At 40.2% G+C, this 21,659-nt stretch carries 19 protein-coding genes and 2 riboswitches; of the genes, 13 read left to right on the forward strand and 6 right to left on the reverse strand.

From position 1 onward, the window contains the following. Positions 1–10 precede the first annotated feature (10 nt). On the forward strand, positions 11–2,710 hold the full coding sequence (locus LDL79_RS09350; RefSeq protein WP_225597513.1) for a carboxypeptidase-like regulatory domain-containing protein: 2,700 nt from the start codon (positions 11–13) through the stop codon (positions 2,708–2,710). A 90-nt stretch (positions 2,711–2,800) separates the two neighbouring features. Here the strand turns inward: LDL79_RS09350 and LDL79_RS09355 are convergent, their stop codons facing one another. The 3 genes from LDL79_RS09355 to metK form a co-directional block, all read right to left on the reverse strand. Further along, positions 2,801–3,043, reverse strand: a complete 243-nt coding sequence (locus tag LDL79_RS09355; protein WP_072981619.1) for a hypothetical protein — start codon at positions 3,041–3,043, stop codon at positions 2,801–2,803. Between the two features lie 119 nt (positions 3,044–3,162). Further along, positions 3,163–4,089, reverse strand: a complete 927-nt coding sequence (locus tag LDL79_RS09360) for a 2-hydroxyacid dehydrogenase (protein WP_225597514.1) — start codon at positions 4,087–4,089, stop codon at positions 3,163–3,165. 84 nt (positions 4,090–4,173) lie between these two features. Beyond that, complete coding sequence (gene metK / locus LDL79_RS09365; protein ID WP_225597515.1) at positions 4,174–5,427, reverse strand: methionine adenosyltransferase; 1,254 nt, start codon at positions 5,425–5,427, stop codon at positions 4,174–4,176. Between the two features lie 309 nt (positions 5,428–5,736). Then, positions 5,737–5,841, forward strand: a riboswitch (SAM riboswitch). A gap of 72 nt (positions 5,842–5,913) precedes the next feature. On the opposite strand from metK, the gene thrA reads away from it, so the two are divergent. The 12 genes from thrA to LDL79_RS09425 all read left to right on the forward strand — a co-directional run bounded on the left by thrA (position 5,914) and on the right by LDL79_RS09425 (position 19,438). Continuing rightward, on the forward strand, positions 5,914–9,297 hold the full coding sequence (gene thrA / locus LDL79_RS09370; protein ID WP_225597516.1) for a bifunctional aspartate kinase/homoserine dehydrogenase I: 3,384 nt from the start codon (positions 5,914–5,916) through the stop codon (positions 9,295–9,297). A gap of 26 nt (positions 9,298–9,323) precedes the next feature. Then, positions 9,324–9,746, forward strand: a complete 423-nt coding sequence (locus tag LDL79_RS09375; protein WP_225597517.1) for an OsmC family protein — start codon at positions 9,324–9,326, stop codon at positions 9,744–9,746. A gap of 183 nt (positions 9,747–9,929) precedes the next feature. Further along, the gene (locus tag LDL79_RS09380; protein ID WP_225597518.1) at positions 9,930–11,096 is read left to right on the forward strand and encodes a trans-sulfuration enzyme family protein; all 1,167 of its coding nucleotides are present in this window, start codon (positions 9,930–9,932) and stop codon (positions 11,094–11,096) included. Between the two features lie 30 nt (positions 11,097–11,126). Further along, a complete protein-coding gene (locus tag LDL79_RS09385) occupies positions 11,127–11,540 on the forward strand; it encodes an RrF2 family transcriptional regulator (RefSeq protein WP_009778805.1) in 414 nt (137 codons plus the stop codon). Between the two features lie 149 nt (positions 11,541–11,689). Next, positions 11,690–11,962, forward strand: a complete 273-nt coding sequence (locus LDL79_RS09390) for a DUF2061 domain-containing protein (protein WP_167598767.1) — start codon at positions 11,690–11,692, stop codon at positions 11,960–11,962. Next, positions 11,962–12,585 (forward strand): phosphoadenosine phosphosulfate reductase domain-containing protein, encoded by a 624-nt coding sequence (locus tag LDL79_RS09395; RefSeq protein WP_225597519.1) that lies wholly within the window; start codon positions 11,962–11,964, stop codon positions 12,583–12,585. Before LDL79_RS09390 ends, LDL79_RS09395 begins: the two co-directional genes overlap by 1 nt. Positions 12,586–12,597: 12 nt before the next feature. Further along, entirely contained in the window at positions 12,598–13,497 is a 900-nt protein-coding gene (gene cysD / locus LDL79_RS09400) for a sulfate adenylyltransferase subunit CysD (RefSeq protein WP_225597520.1), read from the forward strand. Between the two features lie 67 nt (positions 13,498–13,564). Then, positions 13,565–14,809, forward strand: coding sequence for a sulfate adenylyltransferase subunit 1 (locus LDL79_RS09405; protein ID WP_225597521.1), 1,245 nt, complete (start codon positions 13,565–13,567; stop codon positions 14,807–14,809). A 99-nt stretch (positions 14,810–14,908) separates the two neighbouring features. Further along, positions 14,909–17,005, forward strand: coding sequence for a nitrite/sulfite reductase (locus LDL79_RS09410; protein ID WP_225597522.1), 2,097 nt, complete (start codon positions 14,909–14,911; stop codon positions 17,003–17,005). Beyond that, complete coding sequence (cobA, locus tag LDL79_RS09415) at positions 16,995–17,756, forward strand: uroporphyrinogen-III C-methyltransferase (protein WP_225597523.1); 762 nt, start codon at positions 16,995–16,997, stop codon at positions 17,754–17,756. The genes LDL79_RS09410 and cobA overlap by 11 nt, the downstream gene beginning before the upstream one ends. A 1-nt stretch (position 17,757) precedes the next feature. Then, positions 17,758–18,342, forward strand: a complete 585-nt coding sequence (locus LDL79_RS09420) for a precorrin-2 dehydrogenase/sirohydrochlorin ferrochelatase family protein (RefSeq protein ID WP_072981635.1) — start codon at positions 17,758–17,760, stop codon at positions 18,340–18,342. 43 nt (positions 18,343–18,385) lie between these two features. Beyond that, the gene (locus tag LDL79_RS09425; RefSeq protein WP_072981637.1) at positions 18,386–19,438 is read left to right on the forward strand and encodes an NAD(P)/FAD-dependent oxidoreductase; all 1,053 of its coding nucleotides are present in this window, start codon (positions 18,386–18,388) and stop codon (positions 19,436–19,438) included. Between the two features lies 1 nt (position 19,439). Here LDL79_RS09425 and LDL79_RS09430 read toward each other — a convergent pair whose 3' ends face one another. Genes LDL79_RS09430 through LDL79_RS09440 form a run of 3 tightly spaced genes read right to left on the reverse strand, consistent with a single transcriptional unit; the run spans position 19,440 to position 21,274 of the window. Continuing rightward, positions 19,440–19,823: a response regulator gene (locus LDL79_RS09430; RefSeq protein WP_167598773.1), complete on the reverse strand. Its 384-nt coding sequence runs from the start codon at positions 19,821–19,823 to the stop codon at positions 19,440–19,442. Beyond that, the gene (locus LDL79_RS09435; protein ID WP_225597524.1) at positions 19,823–20,674 is read right to left on the reverse strand and encodes a hypothetical protein; all 852 of its coding nucleotides are present in this window, start codon (positions 20,672–20,674) and stop codon (positions 19,823–19,825) included. Before LDL79_RS09435 ends, LDL79_RS09430 begins: the two co-directional genes overlap by 1 nt. Before the next feature lie 12 nt (positions 20,675–20,686). After that, on the reverse strand, positions 20,687–21,274 hold the full coding sequence (locus LDL79_RS09440) for a carboxymuconolactone decarboxylase family protein (protein WP_225597525.1): 588 nt from the start codon (positions 21,272–21,274) through the stop codon (positions 20,687–20,689). 257 nt (positions 21,275–21,531) lie between these two features. After that, a riboswitch (SAM riboswitch) is annotated at positions 21,532–21,633 on the forward strand. Positions 21,634–21,659 lie beyond the last annotated feature (26 nt).

The raw sequence follows: 21,659 nt of genomic DNA on the forward strand, positions 1-21,659 counted from the left end.
ACTAACCTTTATGAAATACATTTTATTTTTAGTTATGGGCTTTAGCCTTTCAATCTCTGCGCAGAGCGTGCGTGTGAGTGGTACGGTTAAAGACAGTATTGGTACTCCGCTAGAACTAGCTAATGTGATCGCTACCCGCACCGATACCGGAGAGATGGAGTCTTATGCGATCTCAAACACTCAAGGGCGCTATCAATTCAACCTTCCTACAGGGGCAAAATATTCTTTAGTAGCGAGCTTTTTAGGGCTGGCGCCTACTACGCAAGAGCTTGATATTGCACCCGGAGCTGACGACATCTCATTGGATTTTGTTCTGTTTCCAGCAGAAAATCAGCTGGATGATGTAGAGATCGTTTACGAAATGCCGGTGGTGGTTCGTGGTGATACCATCGTTTATAATACGGACAGTTTCACTAACGGAACCGAGCAGAAATTAGGAGACGTACTTAAAAAACTTCCCGGGGTAACGGTGACCGATGATGGTGAGATCGAGGTTGAAGGGCAAACCGTTTCTAAAGTTATGATCGAGGGGAAGGACTTTTTTGACGGAGATTCTAAATTGGCCACCAAAAACATTCCTGCCGACGCATTGAAAAAGGTTGAAGTACTTAAAAATTACAACGAAGTCGATCAAATGCGCGGTTTGGGTAACGATCAAGATAATGTTGCGATCAATCTTAAACTGAAAGAGGGTAAAAAGAATTTCTGGTTTGGAGAGCTACAAGGCGGAATCGGTGATGGCGAACAAACGCGTTATCTGGGCAGTGCCAAATTGTTTTACTACAGTCCTAAAGGAAGCATCAACCTGATCGGCAATTCTAACAATACCGGCGATGTACCGTTTACGTTTAGGGATTATTTCAACTTCACCGGTGGATTCAGAAATTTCAATTCCCGTGGCGGAACTTCGTTTAATATTTCAGATAGCGGACTCGGATTTTTGGTTTCTCAAAACAATAGAGCCAATGAGATCAAAACCAATTTTGGTGCGGCAAACTTCAGTTATGAAGCTTCAGATGCGTTGGATTTAAGCGGATTTTTACTCTTCAGTGATAATTCAACAGATTTTATTCAGCGTAGCTTACGCAACTATATTGCTACCGGTGCAACCGAGGTAAATACTCAAAACAGCAATCAAAGCAATCAATTGGGGATGGCAAAATTCAGTGCGATTTACAAACCCAGCGATAAGCTTCAGTTAGATTATGATGTGCTTGCAAAAAAGTCCCAACAAGAAGAATTGACCGATGCACTCTCCGTTTTTACAGATGAGAATGGCGTGACTAACAACCCGATCGACGAGAATAAAGACAACAATCCGTTCAGTCTAAATCAAAACCTTAACGCGTATTACACGCTGAATGAGAAGAATATTTTTGCCGGTTTTGTGCAGCATTTGTATCAAAAAGAAGATCCGTTTTATCAGGCGATCGTGACGCAGCAACCTTTTGCACAGATTTTACCTTTAGATACTGATCAGGATCGATTCAATATCAATCAGGATAAAATGATCGAGACCAATAAACTGGACAGTAAGATTGATTACTATTATGTGATCAACGACAAAAGTAACCTGAACCTAACTTTAGGAACTACCCAAAGTCGCCAGGATTTCAACTCGGCTATCTTTCAGATTCTTGATAACGGAAATCAAAATGCGTTCACCGATGAAAGCTTAAATAACGATGTTGTCTATCGCTTTAGCGATGTGTTTTTAGGAGCGCACTACAAGTTTAAAACCGGGATTTTCACCTTTACACCGGGAGTGACTTTGCACAACTACAATGTAGCTTCTGAGCAATTAGGAATTGAAACCAGCGAGAATGAGTGGAAGCTGTTACCTGATCTTTATGCGATCGCCGAGTTTAAGCAAAGCGAAAGTTTGCGCCTCAATTATCAGATGACTGCAGATTATACGGACGTCAATAATTTCGCTGAAGGTTATGTGTTTAATAACTACAATCAGATGTTTCGCGGTAACCGAAATATTGAGAATGCGATTTTTCATACCGCTCGGTTGAATTATTTTAATTTTAATATGTTCAACTTCACCAACCTGAACGGAGGTGTAAGTTATACTAAGCGGGTTGATGCGATCAAAACGAGTACTGCGATAGACCAGATCAACCAGGCTTCGTCGCCTATCAATAGCAATTTTGTAGATGAGGTGTTGAGTGCTAATGGGCGTTTTCAAAAGACTTTTAGAAAATGGAAGGCCAACTTGAGTGCGAATGTTTCGTACAGCGAATTGAATAACATCATCAATGCACAGCCTACGCTGTCACAAAATTTTACACAGAATTATCAAGGAAGCGTGGAAACCAATTTTAAAAACGCACCCAATTTTGAAGTGGGTTACAACCGAAGCATCAATAATTATCAAAACGGAAACAGCGATCGCGTGTTCTATACAGACCGCCCGTTTGCCAATATGGATGTGAAATTCTTAAACGGATTTACGCTTACGGCAGACTGGAGTTATTACAATTATTATGATAAAGACGATACCGTACAAAATGAATATTCCTTTTTTGAGGCCAGTTTACGCTATCAAAAACCGGAAAGTAAATGGGAATTTAGGTTGGATGGAACCAACTTATTCAATGTAGATTCTTTAAATAATGACAGTTTTAATGAAACCTTCAGTACCACTACCGAGTATTTTGTGATGCCGCGTATTGTGATGCTTTCGGTAAAGTATAATTTATAGCGCAAGCTATACTTATGTTTATTGTGTTTAAAACAAAACCCGAAGCTGTAAAGCTTCGGGTTTTTAATTTTATTAAATTTCTACAAACGGTTACGCTTGTTCAAGTTTATTCATTTTCATTTGGTACTCTTCTGTCGCTTCTGCGATTTTCTCAACGTTATCTGATGCTTTTTGATGCGCATCTTCCATTGCTTTTTCTAAATCCTTGTCCGGATTTTGGAAAAGATCTGTGATTACGTGGTTAATTTTATCGATGATGCTTTCTTGGCTGTTCTTAATATCTTCCAATTTATGAAGCATCGTTTCCATTTGATCATACTTTGCTTGATCCATAATTTTTGATTTTTAGTGAATACAAGGTACTGGGAAGTAGACCTGAAACCGAGGTTTTTAACCCGGTTTTAATGGAATTTTGCAGCTTTTAACGGAAAAAAGCCTGATTTAAGAGTTTGTTAATACCCCTTTTTAGCCTGAACTTGGTTCAATAATTCCTCCCCATTTTGCATACGTTGGTAATTTTCAGCTACCTGACCAGATACCGAAGCGGCATTGCTCATACTTGCAATATGCGGAGTAATGATAATATTTTCCTGTTGCCAAAAAGGATGTTCTTCAGGTAAAGGTTCGTTATGAAAAACATCTAGCGCTGCTCCACTTAAGTGTTCGCTATTTAATGCTTCGATCAAGTCATTATCTACAAGATGACCGCCGCGTGCAACATTGATGAGGTAAGCACCTTGTGGTAGTTTATTGAATGAATCTTCATTCAAAATTCCCTTGGTACTTTCTGTCAACGGAAGCAAACATACTAAAACCTCAGATTTTGAAAGAAAAGTGTTGAGTTCATCTTCAGTGTAGCTGTTAATACCGTCAACACTTTTTGCTGAAGAAGACCAGCCGATTACATTAAACCCGATTGCTTTCAGCATAGACCCCACGGCTTGCCCTAAAGTGCCGAAGCCTAAAATTCCTACGGTAACATCTTTTGCACGCTTATAGTCGGTAGGTTTCCAGGTGTTTTCTTTCTGTAACCGAGCGTAAGTTTTTAAATTTCTGATGTGATTTAGGCAAAGGGCAGCGACAAATTCTTGCATATCACTTGCCAATTTATCGTCTACCACGCGGGTAAGGATTACATCTTTAGGTAGCGACTCATCTTCAAATAGGTGGTCAACACCGGCGCCCATAGAACCTATTACTTTTAAGTTGGGATACTTAGCATAACTGCCTTTTGGTGCTTTCCAGGTAATCGCCATCTTCGCATCTGCGGGATCTTTAATAGTTTCCGGGGTAACCACTTCAATAGAAGGATCGGCCTTGTGTAAAGCCTCGATCCACGGTTGATAATCTTTATTATTTCTGATGAGTAAAAGTGCCATAGTATACATTTAGATGTCCCGTAAAAATAAAAAATGCCACTCGTTGTAAGTGGCATTTTTAAGGGTTTAGTATTTTGATAACGTCTATAGACCGAAGGCTTCCTTAACCTGATCTACATAGTCTAGTTTTTCCCAGGTAAAAAGTTCAACCTCTTTCTCGATTCGACCGCTGTACGGACTTTCAAAAACCTTAGTGATAGTTTTAGGATCTTTGCCCATATGCCCGTAAGCCGCAGTCTCTCTATAAATAGGATTGCGCAGTTTTAAACGGTCTTCAATCGCCGCAGGACGCATATCAAAAAGCTCTCGTACTTTTGCAGCAATTTGGCCATTGCTCAATTCAACTTTAGAAGTTCCGTAAGTATCGACAAAAATCGAAGTAGGTTCAACAACACCAATCGCGTAAGAAACCTGAACTAACACTTCATCAGCAACACCGGCAGCAACAAGATTCTTTGCTATATGTCTCGATGCGTATGCCGCAGAACGGTCTACTTTACTAGGGTCTTTTCCTGAAAATGCACCACCACCGTGAGCGCCTTTTCCGCCATACGTGTCAACGATGATCTTACGTCCGGTGAGTCCGGCATCTCCGTGAGGACCACCAATTACAAACTTTCCGGTTGGGTTAATGTGGTAAATAATATCGTCATTAAAAAGCTTGGCAAGCTCCGGGTGTAGATCATTCTTAACACGCGGAATCAAAATCGAAATAATATCTTCTTTGATCTTAGCCAGCATTTTTTCATCCTCATCAAACTCATCGTGCTGTGTAGAAACTACAATAGCTACGATTTTTTGAGGCACGTTATCATCAGAATATTCTATCGTTACCTGTGCTTTTGCATCAGGTCGCAGATAAGTGATGTCTTTATTTTCTCTACGCAGCTTAGCTAATTCAATCATAATGCGATGCGAAATGTCAAGCGCAAGCGGCATATAATTTTCGGTTTCTTTGGTTGCGTAACCAAACATCATCCCTTGATCGCCGGCACCTTGCTCTTCTTTAGAAGCGCGATCAACCCCTTGATTGATGTCTTGTGATTGCTCGTGAATTAAAGAAATAACACCACAGCTGTCGCCGCTAAATTGATACGCGCCTTTAGTATAGCCAATATCGTTGATCACGCCACGTGCAATGTTTTGCACATCGATGTACGTGTCGCTTTTTACTTCTCCCGCAAGCACCACTTGCCCAGTTGTAACAAGGGTTTCGCAAGCAACTTTTGATTCAGGGTCAAAAGCTAAAAAATTATCGAGTAAAGTATCGCTTATTTGATCTGCGATTTTATCAGGGTGCCCTTCAGACACACTTTCTGAGGTAAATAGGTAAGCCATTTCAGCATTTTTTTGATTCCCGCCAGTGGGATGAAATTTTAATACAAAAGGATTTGACGAATGCCTGATAAATGGTAGTAAGTACTGCCTTTAGCATTTTTTTACGCTGATGATTCAGCATAAGAGGTTGCAATCAGTCAAATCTTTCCTCTTTTGAGAGGACAAATGTATAACTTTAGAAGATATTACAAAACGGGTTTTGAAATCTTATGATTTTTTATGACCCTTTAAAAAATTGCCGTGTTTTACTTGCATATCTTTAAAACGTTTTGCAATCTTTGCGCTCACAAAGTTCAAACACGTACTGAGATGTTATCAAGAAAGGCGGAGGGAATAGACCCGATGAAGCCTTAGCAACCCTTTCTCTCGAAAGAAGGTGCTACATTCTATCTGTTTTTGCAGAATAGATAACGCAAAAGGATATTTTCCTCACCACTTTCTTGCTTTCATTTTTCGGTTTTGCGGCTAAAGCCACGATAGATTATTATGTTACAAAAACTGAAAATAGAAAATTTTACAACCCAATCGGGTTATCAATTGGATTTGCAATTGAGCTATGAAACCTTTGGTCAACAATTGGGTGAAGCTCCTGTAATTCTGGTAAATCACGCCTTAACAGGTAATTCTCACGTCAGCGGTCCAGACGGCTGGTGGAATGAGATCATTGGTGATGATAAGTGTATTGACACGCGCAAATACAGCATACTTTCCTTCAATATTCCCGGTAATGGTTATGATGGTTTTCTGATCGAAAACTATAAAGAATTTGTTGCGCAAGATGTTGCCCGTGCTTTCTTAAAAGGATTAGAGCTTCTTGAGATCGAATCACTTTTTGCAATTATTGGTGGTTCTCTGGGAGGTGGCATCGGCTGGGAAATGCTCACGCTTCAGCCGGCAATCACCGCGCATTTTATTCCTGTGGCTTCCGATTGGAAATCTACCGATTGGCTTATTGCAAACTGCCAGATTCAAGAACAAATATTGAATAATTCTTCACAGCCGGTTCACGATGCGCGTATGCACGCGATGCTATGTTACCGCACACCGGAATCGTTCAAGAATAAATTTCAGCGCAGTACCAATGAGGATCTCAATATTTTCAATGTAGAGAGTTGGTTAGATCATCATGGCCATAAACTGAAAGATCGCTTTCAGGTTTCTGCTTATAAGTTGATGAATCAGCTTTTAAAGACGATTGATGTGACGCGTGGTCGTGAAGGGTTCAATGAAATTCTGAGTACGGTTGAGGCAAATATTCACATCATTGGTGTGGATTCTGATTTGTTTTTTACGCCTGCGGAGAACAGAGAGACCTACAAGCAACTGGCACAACACAAAAACAATGTGACTTATGGAGAGATTCATTCGGTGCACGGTCACGATGCTTTTTTGATCGAATTTGAGCAGCTTGAGCAGTTGTTGTATCCGGTGTTTAGAGAAGATACAGCAAAGCTGAAGATCTTGAAATTCGGTGGGAAATCTCTCGCAAACGGAAAAGGTCTAGACACGGTTTTAAATATTATTAAATCGAAAGTAGCCAACGGCGAACATATCGCTGCTGTGCTTTCTGCGCGTGGTGGCGCCACCGATGAGTTGGAAGCAATTCTCGAAGCAGCAGCTTCAGGACAAGCCTATAAACATCAGATCGAAGCATTCAAGTCATATCAGCAAAGTGACTTCGATGTTGATCTTTCCGAAGAATTTTCAGAGCTGCAGCGTCTTTTTGATGGCGTCGCACTTTTAGGCGATTACAGTAAAAAGGTGAAAGATGAGGTGCTGTCTTTTGGGGAGTTGATCTCGGTAAAAACAGTGACACATTTATTGCAAAAAGAAGGTATAAAGGCGCAGTTTACAGATTCTCGTAAGCTTATAAAAACCAACGGAGTTTTTGGTAACGCGCAGCCTAACGACAAGCTTTCTAAAGAGCAAGTGGTAAAACACTTCACTAAATATAACGGCGATACGGTTAATATTGTAACCGGTTTTATCGCCAGTGATGATAATAATCAAACGACCACGTTGGGCCGTAACGGAAGCAATTATACCGCTTCGTTGCTTGCTAATTATTTAGATGCCGGCGAACTTCAGAACTACACGCACGTTGACGGAATTTTCACAGCAAATCCAGACTTGGTTCCCGGAGCACAGAAGATCGAGCGATTGACGTATAGCGAGGCAAACGAACTTGCCAATTTTGGGACTTCTGTGTTGCATGCAAAGACGATTATTCCATTAATTGAAAAGAATATTCCACTGCGTATTTTAAATACCTTCAACGCAGATGACAGCGGAACTTTGATTACTGCTCAAGAAGAAAAAGAAGGAATTAAATCGCTTTCTGTTTTAAGCGAAATGGCGCTGATAAACTTAGAAGGACGCGGACTCCTTGGAAAAGTGGGGGTTGATGCGCGTATTTTTAGAGCTCTTGGAAACAGCGGTGTGAGTGTGAGCATCATTGCGCAGGGCTCTTCTGAGCGCGGCATTGGTCTTGTGGTTGAAGCAAAACAAGCGCAATTGGCGATTTCCGCTTTGCGTTTTGAGTTTGAAGCCGATTTTCAGAATCAGGATGTAAACCGTATCGAAATTATTGATGAAGTTGCGGTGATCTCAATCGTAGGGCAGGATTTGAGCAGTTTCCATAAACCGTATAGCGAACTTATCAAAAACGGAATTGTGCCGTTATTATTTAACAACACGGTGACCGGTAAAAACGTGAGTGTAGTGGTGCGCAAACCGCAATTGACCAAAGCTTTAAATGTGGTGCACGGTGAGATTTTTGGGATTGCTAAAAAGATCAATATTGCGATTTTCGGTCACGGCTTGGTGGGCGGAACTTTGATTGACCAGATCGTTGCTTCGGCGGCAGCTATTCAAGACCGCAAAGGCATCGCGCTTAATATTTTCGCGGTAGCCAATTCAAAGAAAATTTTGTTCGACAAAGACGGCGTTTCAGAATCCTGGAAAACTGATTTTGATGCTCAAGCTACAGAAGGTGGGATTCAAGAGGTTATCGCTTTCGCGAAAGCGAATCATCTGGCCAACTTGATCGCGATCGATAATACGGCGAGTGCTGTATTTATTAAAAACTATATTGATCTAGCTAAAAATGGTTTTGACTTGGTTTCTTCAAACAAGATCGCCAATACGGTGGAGTTTGATTTTTACCAAAAATTGCGTCGGGTGTTGGATGAAAACAACAAGCGCTATTTGTATGAAACCAACGTAGGAGCGGGACTTCCTTTGATTGACACGATTAGATTATTACATCTTTCCGGAGATAACATTACACGTATTAAGGGTGTATTTAGTGGTTCGTTAAGTTATTTGTTCAACACCTTTTCTGTGGAAGATAAATCTTTTTCAGAGGTGCTACAGGAAGCGATTGACAAAGGGTTTACAGAGCCTGATCCGCGTGAAGATTTGGGCGGAAATGATGTAGGTCGTAAATTATTGATCTTGGCTCGGGAACTGGACTTGCATAAAGAATTTAGCGATGTGCAGATCGAAAATTTAATTCCGGAGCCATTGCGTGAAGGAGCCGCTTCAGATTTCTTAGGAAGATTAAAAGAGTTAGACCCGGTTTTTGAAGCGCGTAAAAAAGCCTTAAAAGAAGGCGAAGTTCTGCGTTATGTTGGCGACCTTTACGGAGATTTATCTCAGGAAGACGGCGGTACGCTCGAAGTAAAATTGGTGACCGTTTCAAAAAACTCCGCTTTAGGCCAGGTAAAAGGCAGCGACAGTATTTTTGAGATTTATACCGAATCTTATGGCGAAAATCCGCTGGTGATTCAAGGAGCCGGTGCCGGTGCAGCAGTTACAGCACGTGGGGTTTTTGGAGATATTTTAAAACTCGCAGAACGGAATAGTTAATAGCAATAGAAATAATAATAAATAAAATGAAAGTTACACTCGACCGTAAAAACAACGATTATCTGTTTGAAGCTAAAGGTGCTTCAGGCAATTCGGTAATGATCGATAATAAAACTGTAGATGAAGTAAAAGGCAGCAGCCCGATGGAGCTTTTGTTGATGGGCGTTGGCGGTTGCAGTGCGATCGATATTATTTCGATTTTAAAAAAGCAAAAACTTGAGATTGACGCGTATCACGTAGAAGTTGAGGGAGACCGTAAGGAGGTAGGTCAGGCAAAGCCCTTTAGTGCGATGCGAGTGTACGTGTATCTTGAGGGTGATATTCCGCCGGCAAAAGCCTTGCGCGCAGCCCAACTAAGTTTTGAAAAATACTGTTCGGTTTCTATCACACTACAGGCAGGTGTTAAGGTTACCTATAAAGTGTTTTTAAACGGGGAAGAAGTGGAGTAAATCTGAGATCTAAGACATGAGATTTTAGAATAAAGAAATAAGAGTAGAGAGGAAAGAAGTGTAAGACAGCTATTGAATTTTGAACCTCCTAATTACTAAGAAAACAATATCAGATTTTAAACAACGCATTTGAGCATAAAAGTCATCTCAAATCTATCGTCTAAAGTCTAACATCTAAATACAATGAGTAAACATTTTGAAACCGAAGCGATACGCACGCAATTGAACCGAAGCGAATTTTTAGAGCATTCTGTGCCTCTTTATTTGACTTCAAGTTTTGTATTTGAAGATGCTGAAGATATGCGTGCTTCCTTCACAGAAGAAAAGGAGCGTAATATTTACAGCCGTTTTACCAATCCTAACACCAGCGAATTTGTAGATAAAATTTGCAAGATGGAAGGAGCCGAAAGCGGTTATGCATTTGCGACGGGGATGGCAGCGGTTTTTTCAACATTTGCTGCCTTGCTTGATAGTGGCGATCACATTGTGTCGGCCCGATCGGTATTTGGTTCAACCCATTCTTTGTTTACAAAATTCCTCCCAAAATGGAATATTGAAACCTCGTATTTCAAAGTGGACGAAGTAGATCAAGTCGAAAGCCTAATTAAGCCGGAAACTAAAATTCTTTACGTAGAATCGCCTACAAATCCGGGTTGCGACGTTTTAGATCTCGAGCATTTGGGAAATCTTGCCAAGAAGCACAACCTCATTTTTGTGGTTGATAACTGTTTTGCAACTCCTTATTTGCAACAACCTATCAAATTTGGTGCGGATATCGTCATTCATTCTGCAACAAAGATGATCGATGGTCAAGGCCGTGTGTTAGGTGGCGTGAGTGTGGGCCGTGCCGATTTGATTAGAGAGATCTATTTGTTTTCACGCAATACTGGTCCGGCTTTGTCTCCTTTCAACGCTTGGGTACTTTCAAAAAGCCTGGAAACCTTGCATGTGAGAGCGGATCGCCACTGCGAAAATGCATTAAAAGTAGCCGAATTTTTAGAAGGGCACGACAAAGTGAATATGGTGAAATATCCGTTCTTAAAGTCGCATCCGCAGTATGAGGTGGCTAAAAAACAAATGCGTCACGGCGGAAACATTGTTGCTTTTGAAGTCAAAGGCGGAATCGATGCAGGCCGTAAGTTTTTAAACTCAATTAAAATGTGTTCGCTTTCTGCGAATTTAGGTGATACGCGTACCATTGTGACGCATCCTGCATCCACAACACACAGTAAACTGGCAGAAGAAGACAGGCTTGAAGTAGGCATCACTGACGGTTTGGTGCGTTGCTCTGTCGGTCTAGAACATGTAGAAGATGTGATCGCCGATCTTGATCAAGCATTGAACGCATAGATTTCTAACAATTTTGCATACTTTTAGGCCGTGTTATCAAAAAAGACCAAATACGGCCTAAAAGCATTAGCTTATGTTGCTAAGCATAAGGGAGAAGATCCTGTGCAGATAGGAGCTATTGCTAAAAGCGAAAATATTTCTCAGAAATTTCTAGAGAGTATCATGCTTACATTACGTAAAGCCGGTTTTTTGGGAAGCAAAAAAGGAAAAGGCGGCGGTTATTATTTGCGCAGACAACCTGAAGAAATCAAAATGGTTGAAGTGATGCGTATACTTGAGGGGCCGGTTTCGATGGTGCCTTGTGTAAGCCTTAATTTCTATGAAAAATGCGATGATTGCCCTGATGAAACCACGTGTTCTGTACACAGTTTGATGGTGCAATTGAGAGACAGCAATCTGGCAGTATTGAATAAAAACACGCTTGCAGACCTGATTGCTGAGTAATTCCGAAGAATTAGCTTAAATGCTGAAAATCACTTAAAAATTTCAAAAAAACGCCAAAAGATTTGGTCAAGAAGCGAAGTAGATATACTTTTGCTTTATAATCCTACTATTCCGATAGGATTTAAATATAACTGAATAGGAGTTGTAATATGATATTAGATCAAGTGTATAACCAGAGTCACGCAGAGAAGCCTCAGAAAGCTTCTTATGAAAAAGACGCTTCATCAGAGAAGCCGCTACGCAGTATAGTAAAATCGATTAGTTGGAGAGTTGTAGGTACGATAGATACGGTTTTGATTTCTTGGGTAATCACCGGGACATTATCGCTGGCTTTTTCGATTGGAGCTGTTGAACTTGTGACAAAAATGGTTTTATACTTTTTTCACGAGCGTATCTGGAATACAATTAAATGGGGAAAATAATGAGTTATTCAGCAGAAGAAATAAAAAAACTCAATGCCGAGTTAAAACAAAAGTCACCGGTTGAGATTGCGCAATGGGCAGTTGATAATGCTGCGAATGCAGTGGTGACTACCAATTTTAGACCTTACGAGGCAGCGATTTTATATGCTGCAACTCAGGCTAAAAGAGATATTCCTGTGATTTGGTGTGATACGGGGTATAATACCCCTAACACGTACAGACACGCAGAGGAAGTGATCGATTTGCTGGCTTTGAACGTTGATCTTTATGTTCCTAAGCAAACTTCGGCGCATAGAGATGTGGTTTTGGGAATTCCGCAGATTGATGACCCAAAGCACAAAATTTTTACAGAGCAAGTAAAGCTTGAGCCTTTTAAAAGAGCAATGGCGGTTCATAAGCCTGATGTGTGGTTTACAAACCTGCGTAAAGGGCAAACGGCACATAGAGATAATCTTGATATCCTGAGTTTAGGAGCAGACGGAGTGCTGAAAGTGAGTCCGTTTTACTATTACAGTGATGAGCAATTAGATACGTATTTGGAGGGGCATAAGCTGCCAAATGAACATAAATATTTTGATCCAACAAAAGTTTTGGAAAACAGGGAGTGTGGTTTACACGCTTAAAAAGAGTAGAGCATGAGCAAGATTTTAAAAACAAATGCATTAGAAAGTGAGGCTATTTACATCTTTAGGGAAGTAGTCGCACAGTTTGAAAATCCTGTACTTCTTTTTTCGGGAGGGAAAGACAGTATTACCCTAGTGCGTTTGGCGCAAAAAGCATTTTATCCGGCGAAAATTCCATTTCCTTTGTTGCACGTAGATACTGGTCACAACTTTCCTGAGACCATTGAGTTTCGCGACAAGTTAGTTGAAGAACTTGGTTTAGATCTTATAGTGCGTAATGTGCAAGATGCCATTGATGCCGGTAAAGTAACTGAAGAAACCGGTAAATATTCTAGCCGAAATATGCTGCAAACCACTACGCTTCTTGATGCGATTGAGGAGTTTAAGTTTGATGCTTGTATTGGTGGAGCGCGTCGTGATGAAGAGAAGGCCCGCGCTAAAGAACGTATTTTTTCAGTTCGCGATGATTTTGGGCAATGGGATGAAAAAAATCAGCGTCCGGAATTATTCGATCTACTTAACGGTAAAATAGAAATAGGACAGAATGTACGCGTGTTCCCAATTTCAAACTGGACAGAGCTTGATGTATGGAGCTATATTGAACAAGAGAATATTGAAATTCCGTCGATATATTTTTCGCATAAGCGTAAAACCTTTGTGCGCGATGGTTTGATCTGGAGTGCATCAAAGTATGTGTATAGAGAAGAGGATGAGGAAGTTTTAGAACGTATTGTGCGTTTCAGAACAGTAGGAGATATGACATGTACCGCGGCAGTGGAATCTGAAGCAGATACGATTGAGCAGATTGTTAAGGAGATCAAAGTTTCTACCATTTCAGAACGAGGAGCTCGTATAGATGATAAGCGATCTGAAGCTGCAATGGAAAAGCGTAAGCAACAAGGGTACTTCTAGAACGTACATAAACAAGGTATTAATTTTCCTTTAATTCAATTAGAAAGGGCAAGAGTAGCATAGCATAATGGAAGTTTTAAAAATAGCAACAGCAGGTAGTGTAGATGACGGAAAAAGTACGTTAATAGGGCGTTTGCTTTACGATACGAAGTCATTGACAGATGATAAATTAGAAGCTATAGAGCGCAACAGTAGAAAGAAAGGGTACGATTATCTTGACTTTTCTTTAGCGACTGATGGTTTGGTAGCAGAGCGCGAGCAGGGAATCACTATTGATGTAGCGCATATTTATTTTTCAACTAAAAAGAAAAGTTACATCATTGCTGATACTCCGGGACACGTAGAGTATACTCGTAATATGGTGACCGGTGCTTCTCAAGCGCAAGCATCAATCATCTTAATTGATGCACGTAAAGGAGTGATCGAGCAAACATATCGTCACTTTTTCATCAATAATCTTTTACGTGTAAAACACGTTATTGTTGCGGTAAATAAAATGGACTTGGTTGATTATGATCAGCAAGTTTTTGAAGATATCAAACGCGACTTTGAAAAGTTGAATGCACAAAGTAGCTATGAAGATCAAGAAGTGACTTTCGTGCCTATTAGTGCCCTAAAAGGTGATAACGTGGCGCAGAAGTCTAATGCGATGCCTTGGTACAAGGGGGAGAGTGTTCTTGATTTTCTTGAAGCTTTACAACCTGAGCAGGAAGAAAAAACTGCGGCGCGTTTTCCTGTGCAAACCGTGATACGCCCTAAAAAGGATGAGTTCCACGATTATAGAGGATATGCCGGGAAGATCTACGGAAGCAGTCTAAAAGTAGGTGATGCAGTAACGGTATTGCCGTCGCTGACTTCTTCAAAAATTAAGTCGATAGAATTTTTTAATGAAGAATTTGACGAGGCCGTTGCCGGTAGCTCGGTTACCATTACTTTAGAAGACGATATCAATGTTACCAGAGGTGATATATTAGTGAAGTCTGATGAAGTTCCACAATCTTCTAAAACCCTAAAAGCAGCGGTTTGTTGGATGGATGGGAAAGCATTAGTGCCTGGAGCGAAATATGAAATTCAGCATAACACCAATCGTATTCTGGCTAAAATTGACAGTATAGATATTGTCATTTCAACTGATTATTCAGGGGAAGATGTTGCTGCTGGCCAATTAAAACTGAATGAAATCGGCAAGGTTAATTTTAAACTGAGTAAAAATCTGTTTTACGATAATTACGCAGATAACAAAGCTGGCGGGTCATTCATCCTGATAGACACGCAAAGTAATACCACTGCAGGAGTGGGCTTTATTGGATAATAAATAGATTAAAGAGTGCAGTGTAAAAACTGAAACTCTTTTGCTTAAATCCTATTTTTCCGATAGGATTAAAATGAAATAAATAAAAAAATACAAGCTATGCAAAGCTTCAGAACAGAAATAGAAAATCCGGTTGTAGAACGCGACATTATTGAGCTAGAACGCAAGATCAAGCTTTTTAAGGATGGGAAGATAGATGAAGAACGTTTTAGAAGTCTTCGTTTGGCTCGTGGAGTATACGGGCAACGTCAAGAAGGCGTACAAATGATACGTATCAAATTGCCTTACGGAAAGGTGACTAGTGATCAGTTGTTGCGTATTTCTGATGTTTCTGATGAGTACTCTCGCGGAAAGCTTCACATTACCACACGTCAGGATATTCAGATTCACTATGTGAGTTTAGATAGAACTCCTGAGTTGTGGGCAGAACTTGAAAAGAGCGATGTAACTCTGCGTGAAGCTTGTGGAAACACTGTAAGAAATGTGACGGCGAGTCCTGATGCAGGAATCAATCCTGACGAGGCTTTTGACGCAACACCTTATGCACACGCTACTTTTCAATTTTTCTTGAGAAATCCTATTTGTCAAGAAATGGGGCGAAAGTTTAAAATGTCTTTTTCGTCAACTGATGATGATACCGCTTTGACATTCATTCACGATTTAGGGTTTATCCCAAAAATCAAAGGTGGAGAAAAAGGCTTCAAAGTGATGCTTGGTGGTGGTTTAGGATCGCAACCACGTCACGCAGATGTTTTAACTGAATTTTTGCCGGTCAACCAACTTATTCCAACGATCGAAGGAGTATTACGAGTGTTTGATCGTTACGGAGAACGTTCAAGACGTCTTAAGGCGCGTATGAAATTCTTAATTAAAGACCTCGGTTTAGAAGGGTTTATGGATTTGGTTGCTGAAGAGAAAAAAGCGCTATCCTATAAAACTTACGAGATTGATACTTCGGCTTATGATAAGCCGGTTACAGCACCTTTAACCGAAGCCCCGGAAGTTATTATTGAGGATGTTAAAGCTTATGAAGCTTGGAAAGCAACCAACGTGTTTAAACAGAAACAAGAAGGTCTATACGCTATTGGAATCAAAGTGCGTTTGGGTGATTTTTCAACTGAAAAAGCACGTGCATTAGCGGCATTGATCAAAAAATACGGGGGAGATGAGCTGCGACTTACCCTGCGTCAAAATATATTATTAAGACATATACCGGAAGGGGCAATTCCATTCTTCTACTCACAACTAGCCAACCTAGGTTTTGCCCGTCCGGGATATGAAACAACGACAGATATTACTGCGTGTCCCGGTACAGATACTTGTAACTTAGGGATTGCGAGTAGTACCGGTATCGCAGATAAGCTTGAAGATGTTCTTGTAGAAGAATATCCTGAGTATTTAAATAATAAAGAGATCACTATTAAAATTAGTGGTTGTATGAATGCCTGCGGTCAGCATAATATGGCTCATATAGGTTTTCAAGGTATGTCTGTACGTACGCCAGAAAAATTGGTAGCGCCTGCACTACAAGTACTTTTAGGTGGTGGAGTTCTAGGAAATGGCGATGGTCGTTTTGCAGATAAGGTAATCAAGATACCTAGCAAACGTGGGCCACAAGCCTTGCGTGCAATTCTTGATGATTTTAAAGCAAATGCAGGTAATCAGGATTTCTTGAGTTATTATGATGAGAAGGGACAGCGTTATTTTTATGATTTCTTAAAGCCGCTTTCTGAAACTGATAATCTGGTAGAATCAGACTTCGTTGACTGGGGGAATGATGAAAAATACATTCAGGAAGTTGGTGTAGGAGAATGTGCCGGAGTCGTGATCGATCTTGTGCAAACCTTGCTGCTTGAGGCTAAAGAAAAGTTAGGAAACGCCATTGAAGCCTTTGAAGGTAAGAATTGGGCAGATAGTATTTATCATACCTATGCAAGTCTGGTTAATGGGGCAAAAGCTATTCTATTGTCTGAAAATGTAAAAACCAACACGCAAGCCAATATCATCGCTGAGTTTGACAAAACTTTTGGTGAAGATGCGGTATTAAAAGTTGAAACGTCGTTTGCAGATTTGGTTTACCAAATACAAAATAATGAGCCTACACAGGAATTTGCAGAGGCATACATCGCTGATGCCAATGCATTTTTTGATCGTGTAGATGCGTTCAGAAAAAATCAATTAGCACATGCAAATTAAGAATCCCAAATTAACAGTTGTAGGAGCAGGACCCGGTGATGTAGAGCTGTTTACTTTAAAAGGTATTCGCGCGCTAGAAAGTGCAGATGTGGTGTTGTATGATGCTTTGGTAAATCCAAAATTGTTGGAGTATGCTAACAATGCAGAATTGATTTTCGTCGGAAAGCGCAAAGGATGTTATGCTTATCAGCAAGAGCAAATCAATGATTTGATCATTGCCAGAGCTAAAAGTCATGGTCACGTCGTGCGACTTAAAGGGGGAGATCCGTTTATTTTTGGCCGTGGAGCTGAAGAAATGGAGGTTGCCGCAGCAGCCGGACTCGAAGTTGCTATGGTTCCTGGGATTTCTTCTTCGCTAGCCGTGCCTGCGTATCAGAATATTCCGCTTACAAAGCGGGGGAGTTCAGAGAGTTTTTGGGTAATCACGGGTACTACCCGCCATCATAAATTATCTAATGACGTGAAGCTTGCGGCGCAGTCTTCAGCCACCGTGGTTATCTTGATGGGAATGAGTAAACTACCTGAGATCACACAGCTTTTTCGCGAAAGCGGGAAAAAAGATATTCCGGTTGCAATCATCCAGAACGGTACGACACCTGAAGAACGCGTTGCTGTAGGGACGATAGATAGCATTCAGGAAGAAGTTGAAAAGTTAAAGTTGAGCAATCCTGCAATTATTGTTATTGGGGAGGTGGTACGAAATAGAGCCCAATTGCTTAATTTGCAAGTAGAACTTGCGCAAACCTCATAATATGGCTGCTGAGCGAAATAATCTATATCCGGTTTTTTTAAAAGTACGTAACCTGCAGGTTCTCATTGTAGGTGGAGGTAACGTGGCTTTAGAAAAACTCACGTTTTTGACAAAATCGAGTCCGGATGCGGTTGTGGAAATGGTAGCGCCTTTTTTTAGAGAAGAAACTCTAGAAATGGCAAAAAAGTTTAATGTAAAAATCACAAAGAAGCGCTTTACGCGTTCTATGCTTAAAAAGCGCCACGTGGTCATAGCAACTACAGATAGCCCTGCGGTTAATCAGCGTGTGTATAGAGCGGCTAGAAAGCGGTTCTTACTTTGCAATATCGCAGACGTACCTGAACTTTGTGACTTTTATATGGGCGGAATCGTTACTAAAGGAAACGTGAAAATCGCAATCTCTACTAACGGAAAGTCGCCAACGACAGCAAAGCGTTTAAGACAGTTTTTTGAAGAAGTCATTCCCGATAACATTGATGATTTGGTTCAAAATTTGAATGAATATAGAAAAACGATTAAAGGGGATTTTGAAGAGAAAGTTGAAACCCTCAATGAATTTACAAAAGGATTGATTTCCAAAAATTAAAGTTTAAGTTGAATGATGAGCTTCGGCTCAAAGATTAAAGAAGATGATTAAAACAGACATTCTCATTATTGGAGCGGGACCAACCGGACTATTTACTGTATTTGAAGCCGGACTTTTAAAACTGAAGTGCCACTTGATCGATGCCTTGGCACAACCAGGCGGACAATTGGCTGAGATATATCCTAAAAAACCTATTTATGATATCCCCGGATTTCCAGAAGTTGGAGCCGGAGAATTAGTAGATAACCTTCTTGAGCAAGGAAAGCAATTTCAACCAGGTTTTACACTGGGTGAGCGTGCAGAAACAATAGAAAAACAAGAAGACGGTAGTTTTATTGTGACTACTACTAAAGGAACTAAACACCAGGCGCCAGTAGTCGCTATTGCCGGTGGTTTAGGAAGTTTTGAGCCACGTAAGCCGGTTATACCTAATATTCACGAGTTTGAAGATAAAGGGGTTGCTTATATGATCAAAGATCCTGAAGTATACCGTGATAAAAAAGTAGTAATTGCCGGGGGTGGTGATTCTGCATTAGACTGGAGTATCTATCTCGCTGATATCGCAAAAGAGGTAACTTTAGTACACCGTAGAAATGAATTTAGAGGAGCTTTAGATTCTGTTGAAAAAGTTCGTGAGCTTAAAATGCTTGGTAAGATCAACTTGATCACGCCGGCAGAGGTTGTAGGTCTTGGTGGTGTAGATGAACTTAAAGAAGTGGTAATAGAGAAGAACGAAGAGCAAATTTCGGTAGAAGCAGATGCGTTTATTCCTTTATTTGGTCTTTCGCCAAAACTAGGTCCTATTTCAAACTGGGGTCTTGAGATTGAAAAGAATGCTATTGTAGTAGATAACAGCTTAGATTATCAAACCAATATTCCCGGTGTTTTTGCCATTGGTGATGTCAATACGTATCCCGGTAAATTAAAGTTGATTTTATGCGGTTTCCACGAAGCGACAATGATGTGTCAATCTGCCTATAAAATTATCAACCCAGGAAAACGCTATGTGATGAAGTATACTACGGTGAGTGGTATAGATGGTTTTGATGGATCAAGAAAAGAAGCAGAGAAAGCAGTTGTGCAGGCTATTGAGTAGTCTACCCTGCTAGATTCAATTTAGATTTAAGGCTTAGAATGGTGTTCTTGGTGAGTGGCTTAGTTAAAAAGTCAATAACCCGAGCATACTTCTGAGCCTTTTCTTTGTCAATACTACTCGTACTTGAAGTGACGATAACTACACGCGTAGGGCGCTCATCTTTTTCAAGAATATCTAAAAACGTCCAGCCGTTAATTTCGGGCATGTTTAAATCTAGAAATATAAGATCAGGTTGATCTTTGTCTAAATTTGAGAGCGCTGCATTAGGAATGGTGTAGTCAATAATGTGACTAGAGAAACCACTGATCTCTATCAATTTTTTATTGATAAAGTTGGCCATTTTCTGATCATCAACCAGCATCACTTTTAGGGGCTTTGTAGTCATTAGGGTTGAGATGATTTAATATTGATGAGCTCTTTTTCACTTTGAGTGACCACGCGCTGTATAACTTGGTCTAAATGCCCAGAGGCTTCTTTAATTTTAGGTAAAATAGAAGAGCGCAGTTCGTCTTGTGGTAAATGTTCAGCCAGTTCGAGTAAGCCTAAAACGCGACTAAGCGGTTCTCTCAAATCGTGTGCATTCAATCTAGAAAGTTCAAAAAGCTTCTTATTCTTTTGAAGAAGTTCTTCCGTCCGTGCTTCAATGACGAGTTGTTGATTGTCATTAATCGCTTTGATCTCTTTGTTTTTACAAGCGATCTCTGTAACCAGTGATTCCAAATGAATATTATTCTGTTGTAAGATCTCGCTTAGGCTGATTTGTCTGTATTTTGACGCAACACTATCGGCTAAAAGATGAACGATATCTACGTCTGAGCTGCTAAAATACGTGTCATCATCAGAGACAAGAGAAATACAGATCTGATATTCAGAATACGCTAAAAACCAACCCCATAAATTACCGTTATTCAGTTTTACATCTTTCAGGTATTCTGGTAATTCTGTTGAGTCAATTGAATTTACAAAAGGAATTTTATCCTTAAGTAATAGGCGCTCATAAGGTTCAAGATCTTGTTGCTGGTGATGCGTGATCGTTTTGCCGGGCAGAAAGGTATACCCCGCAAGCGATTGCTCATGCAAAATCATGATTTTAAATACCTTGTAGTTAAACAGGTATTTTAAATGTCTACTTATGATTTTGCCTAATTCTTCTAGCGACTCAACTTTACTTAAGTTTCCGGAGAATTTAGAAAAGGCTTCATAAGTAATACGATACTTTGCGCCCGAAAGATTCAAAACTAAAGATGATTAGGCCTGAGCTTCCATGAGTTCATTGTCAATTTTAATACCTGAAACATCGGCAAGGGTATTCAGCATATTGACTAAATCAGCCTGTGCCATAAGCTCTTGTATTTCACCCTCGTCAAAGCCTGCTTCTTGCAGTTGTTTAAAATCTGCATCGCTTATTTGATTAGCGTGTAAAGCAGCTTTGGTCACGATTTTGATCGCGGTTTTAAAGCTTTCTGGAATAAGAGGGCTTTCAAGATCTCCTGTCGCTCTAAAGCTAGGGTTGTCAGAAATCATAGCGCTCAGACTGTCGGCAAAAATACCGTGTGCATGTGCACAATATTCACAATTACGCTCCTTAGAAACTTTGTAGATGATCAGCTGTTTTAAAACATTAGGCACATCTCCCATCATCAAGGTAGATTTCAGCTTGGTCCAGTTTCCATTAAGTAAAGTTGCGTTTGAACCTTGACATTTAAACCAATTTAAAACAAAAGGTAATTGTAACGTTCGTTTGGTATCATCATAAATCGCCTGAACCTCGGGAGAGGCATCCTCATAGTTAACGATGGTAAAACGTGATGATTGTGAGGTAGTTGTATTGCTCATAAGCTTAGAATTTGGGTAGTGTAAAGAAACAAAATTTAACTTTTAAATATACATTTTATTATCATTAATTAAATCACTAAAAATCAATATGTTATTTGGTTTTTTTAACTTAGTTAAGATATACAAGTTATTTTTTACTCGTATTTATAGCGTTCTTCGTCGAAAATCAGACCTAAGAAATGACAATATTTATGCTCTTAAAATTGCATTTTGTCAATGCGATTTACAATATTTGCATCCTAGTTCATTATTTATTGCTGTTATCAAGAAAGGTAGAGGGATTAGACCCGATGAAACCTTAGCAACCCTCCTCTCGGAGAAGGTGCTACATTCTACGCTACATCAGCGATAGATAACAAAAACAAGTCTCATCGGCTTTCCATAT

Origin of the sequence: Leeuwenhoekiella palythoae (assembly GCF_020310025.1) — a bacterium.
GTDB lineage: Bacteria > Bacteroidota > Bacteroidia > Flavobacteriales > Flavobacteriaceae > Leeuwenhoekiella > Leeuwenhoekiella palythoae.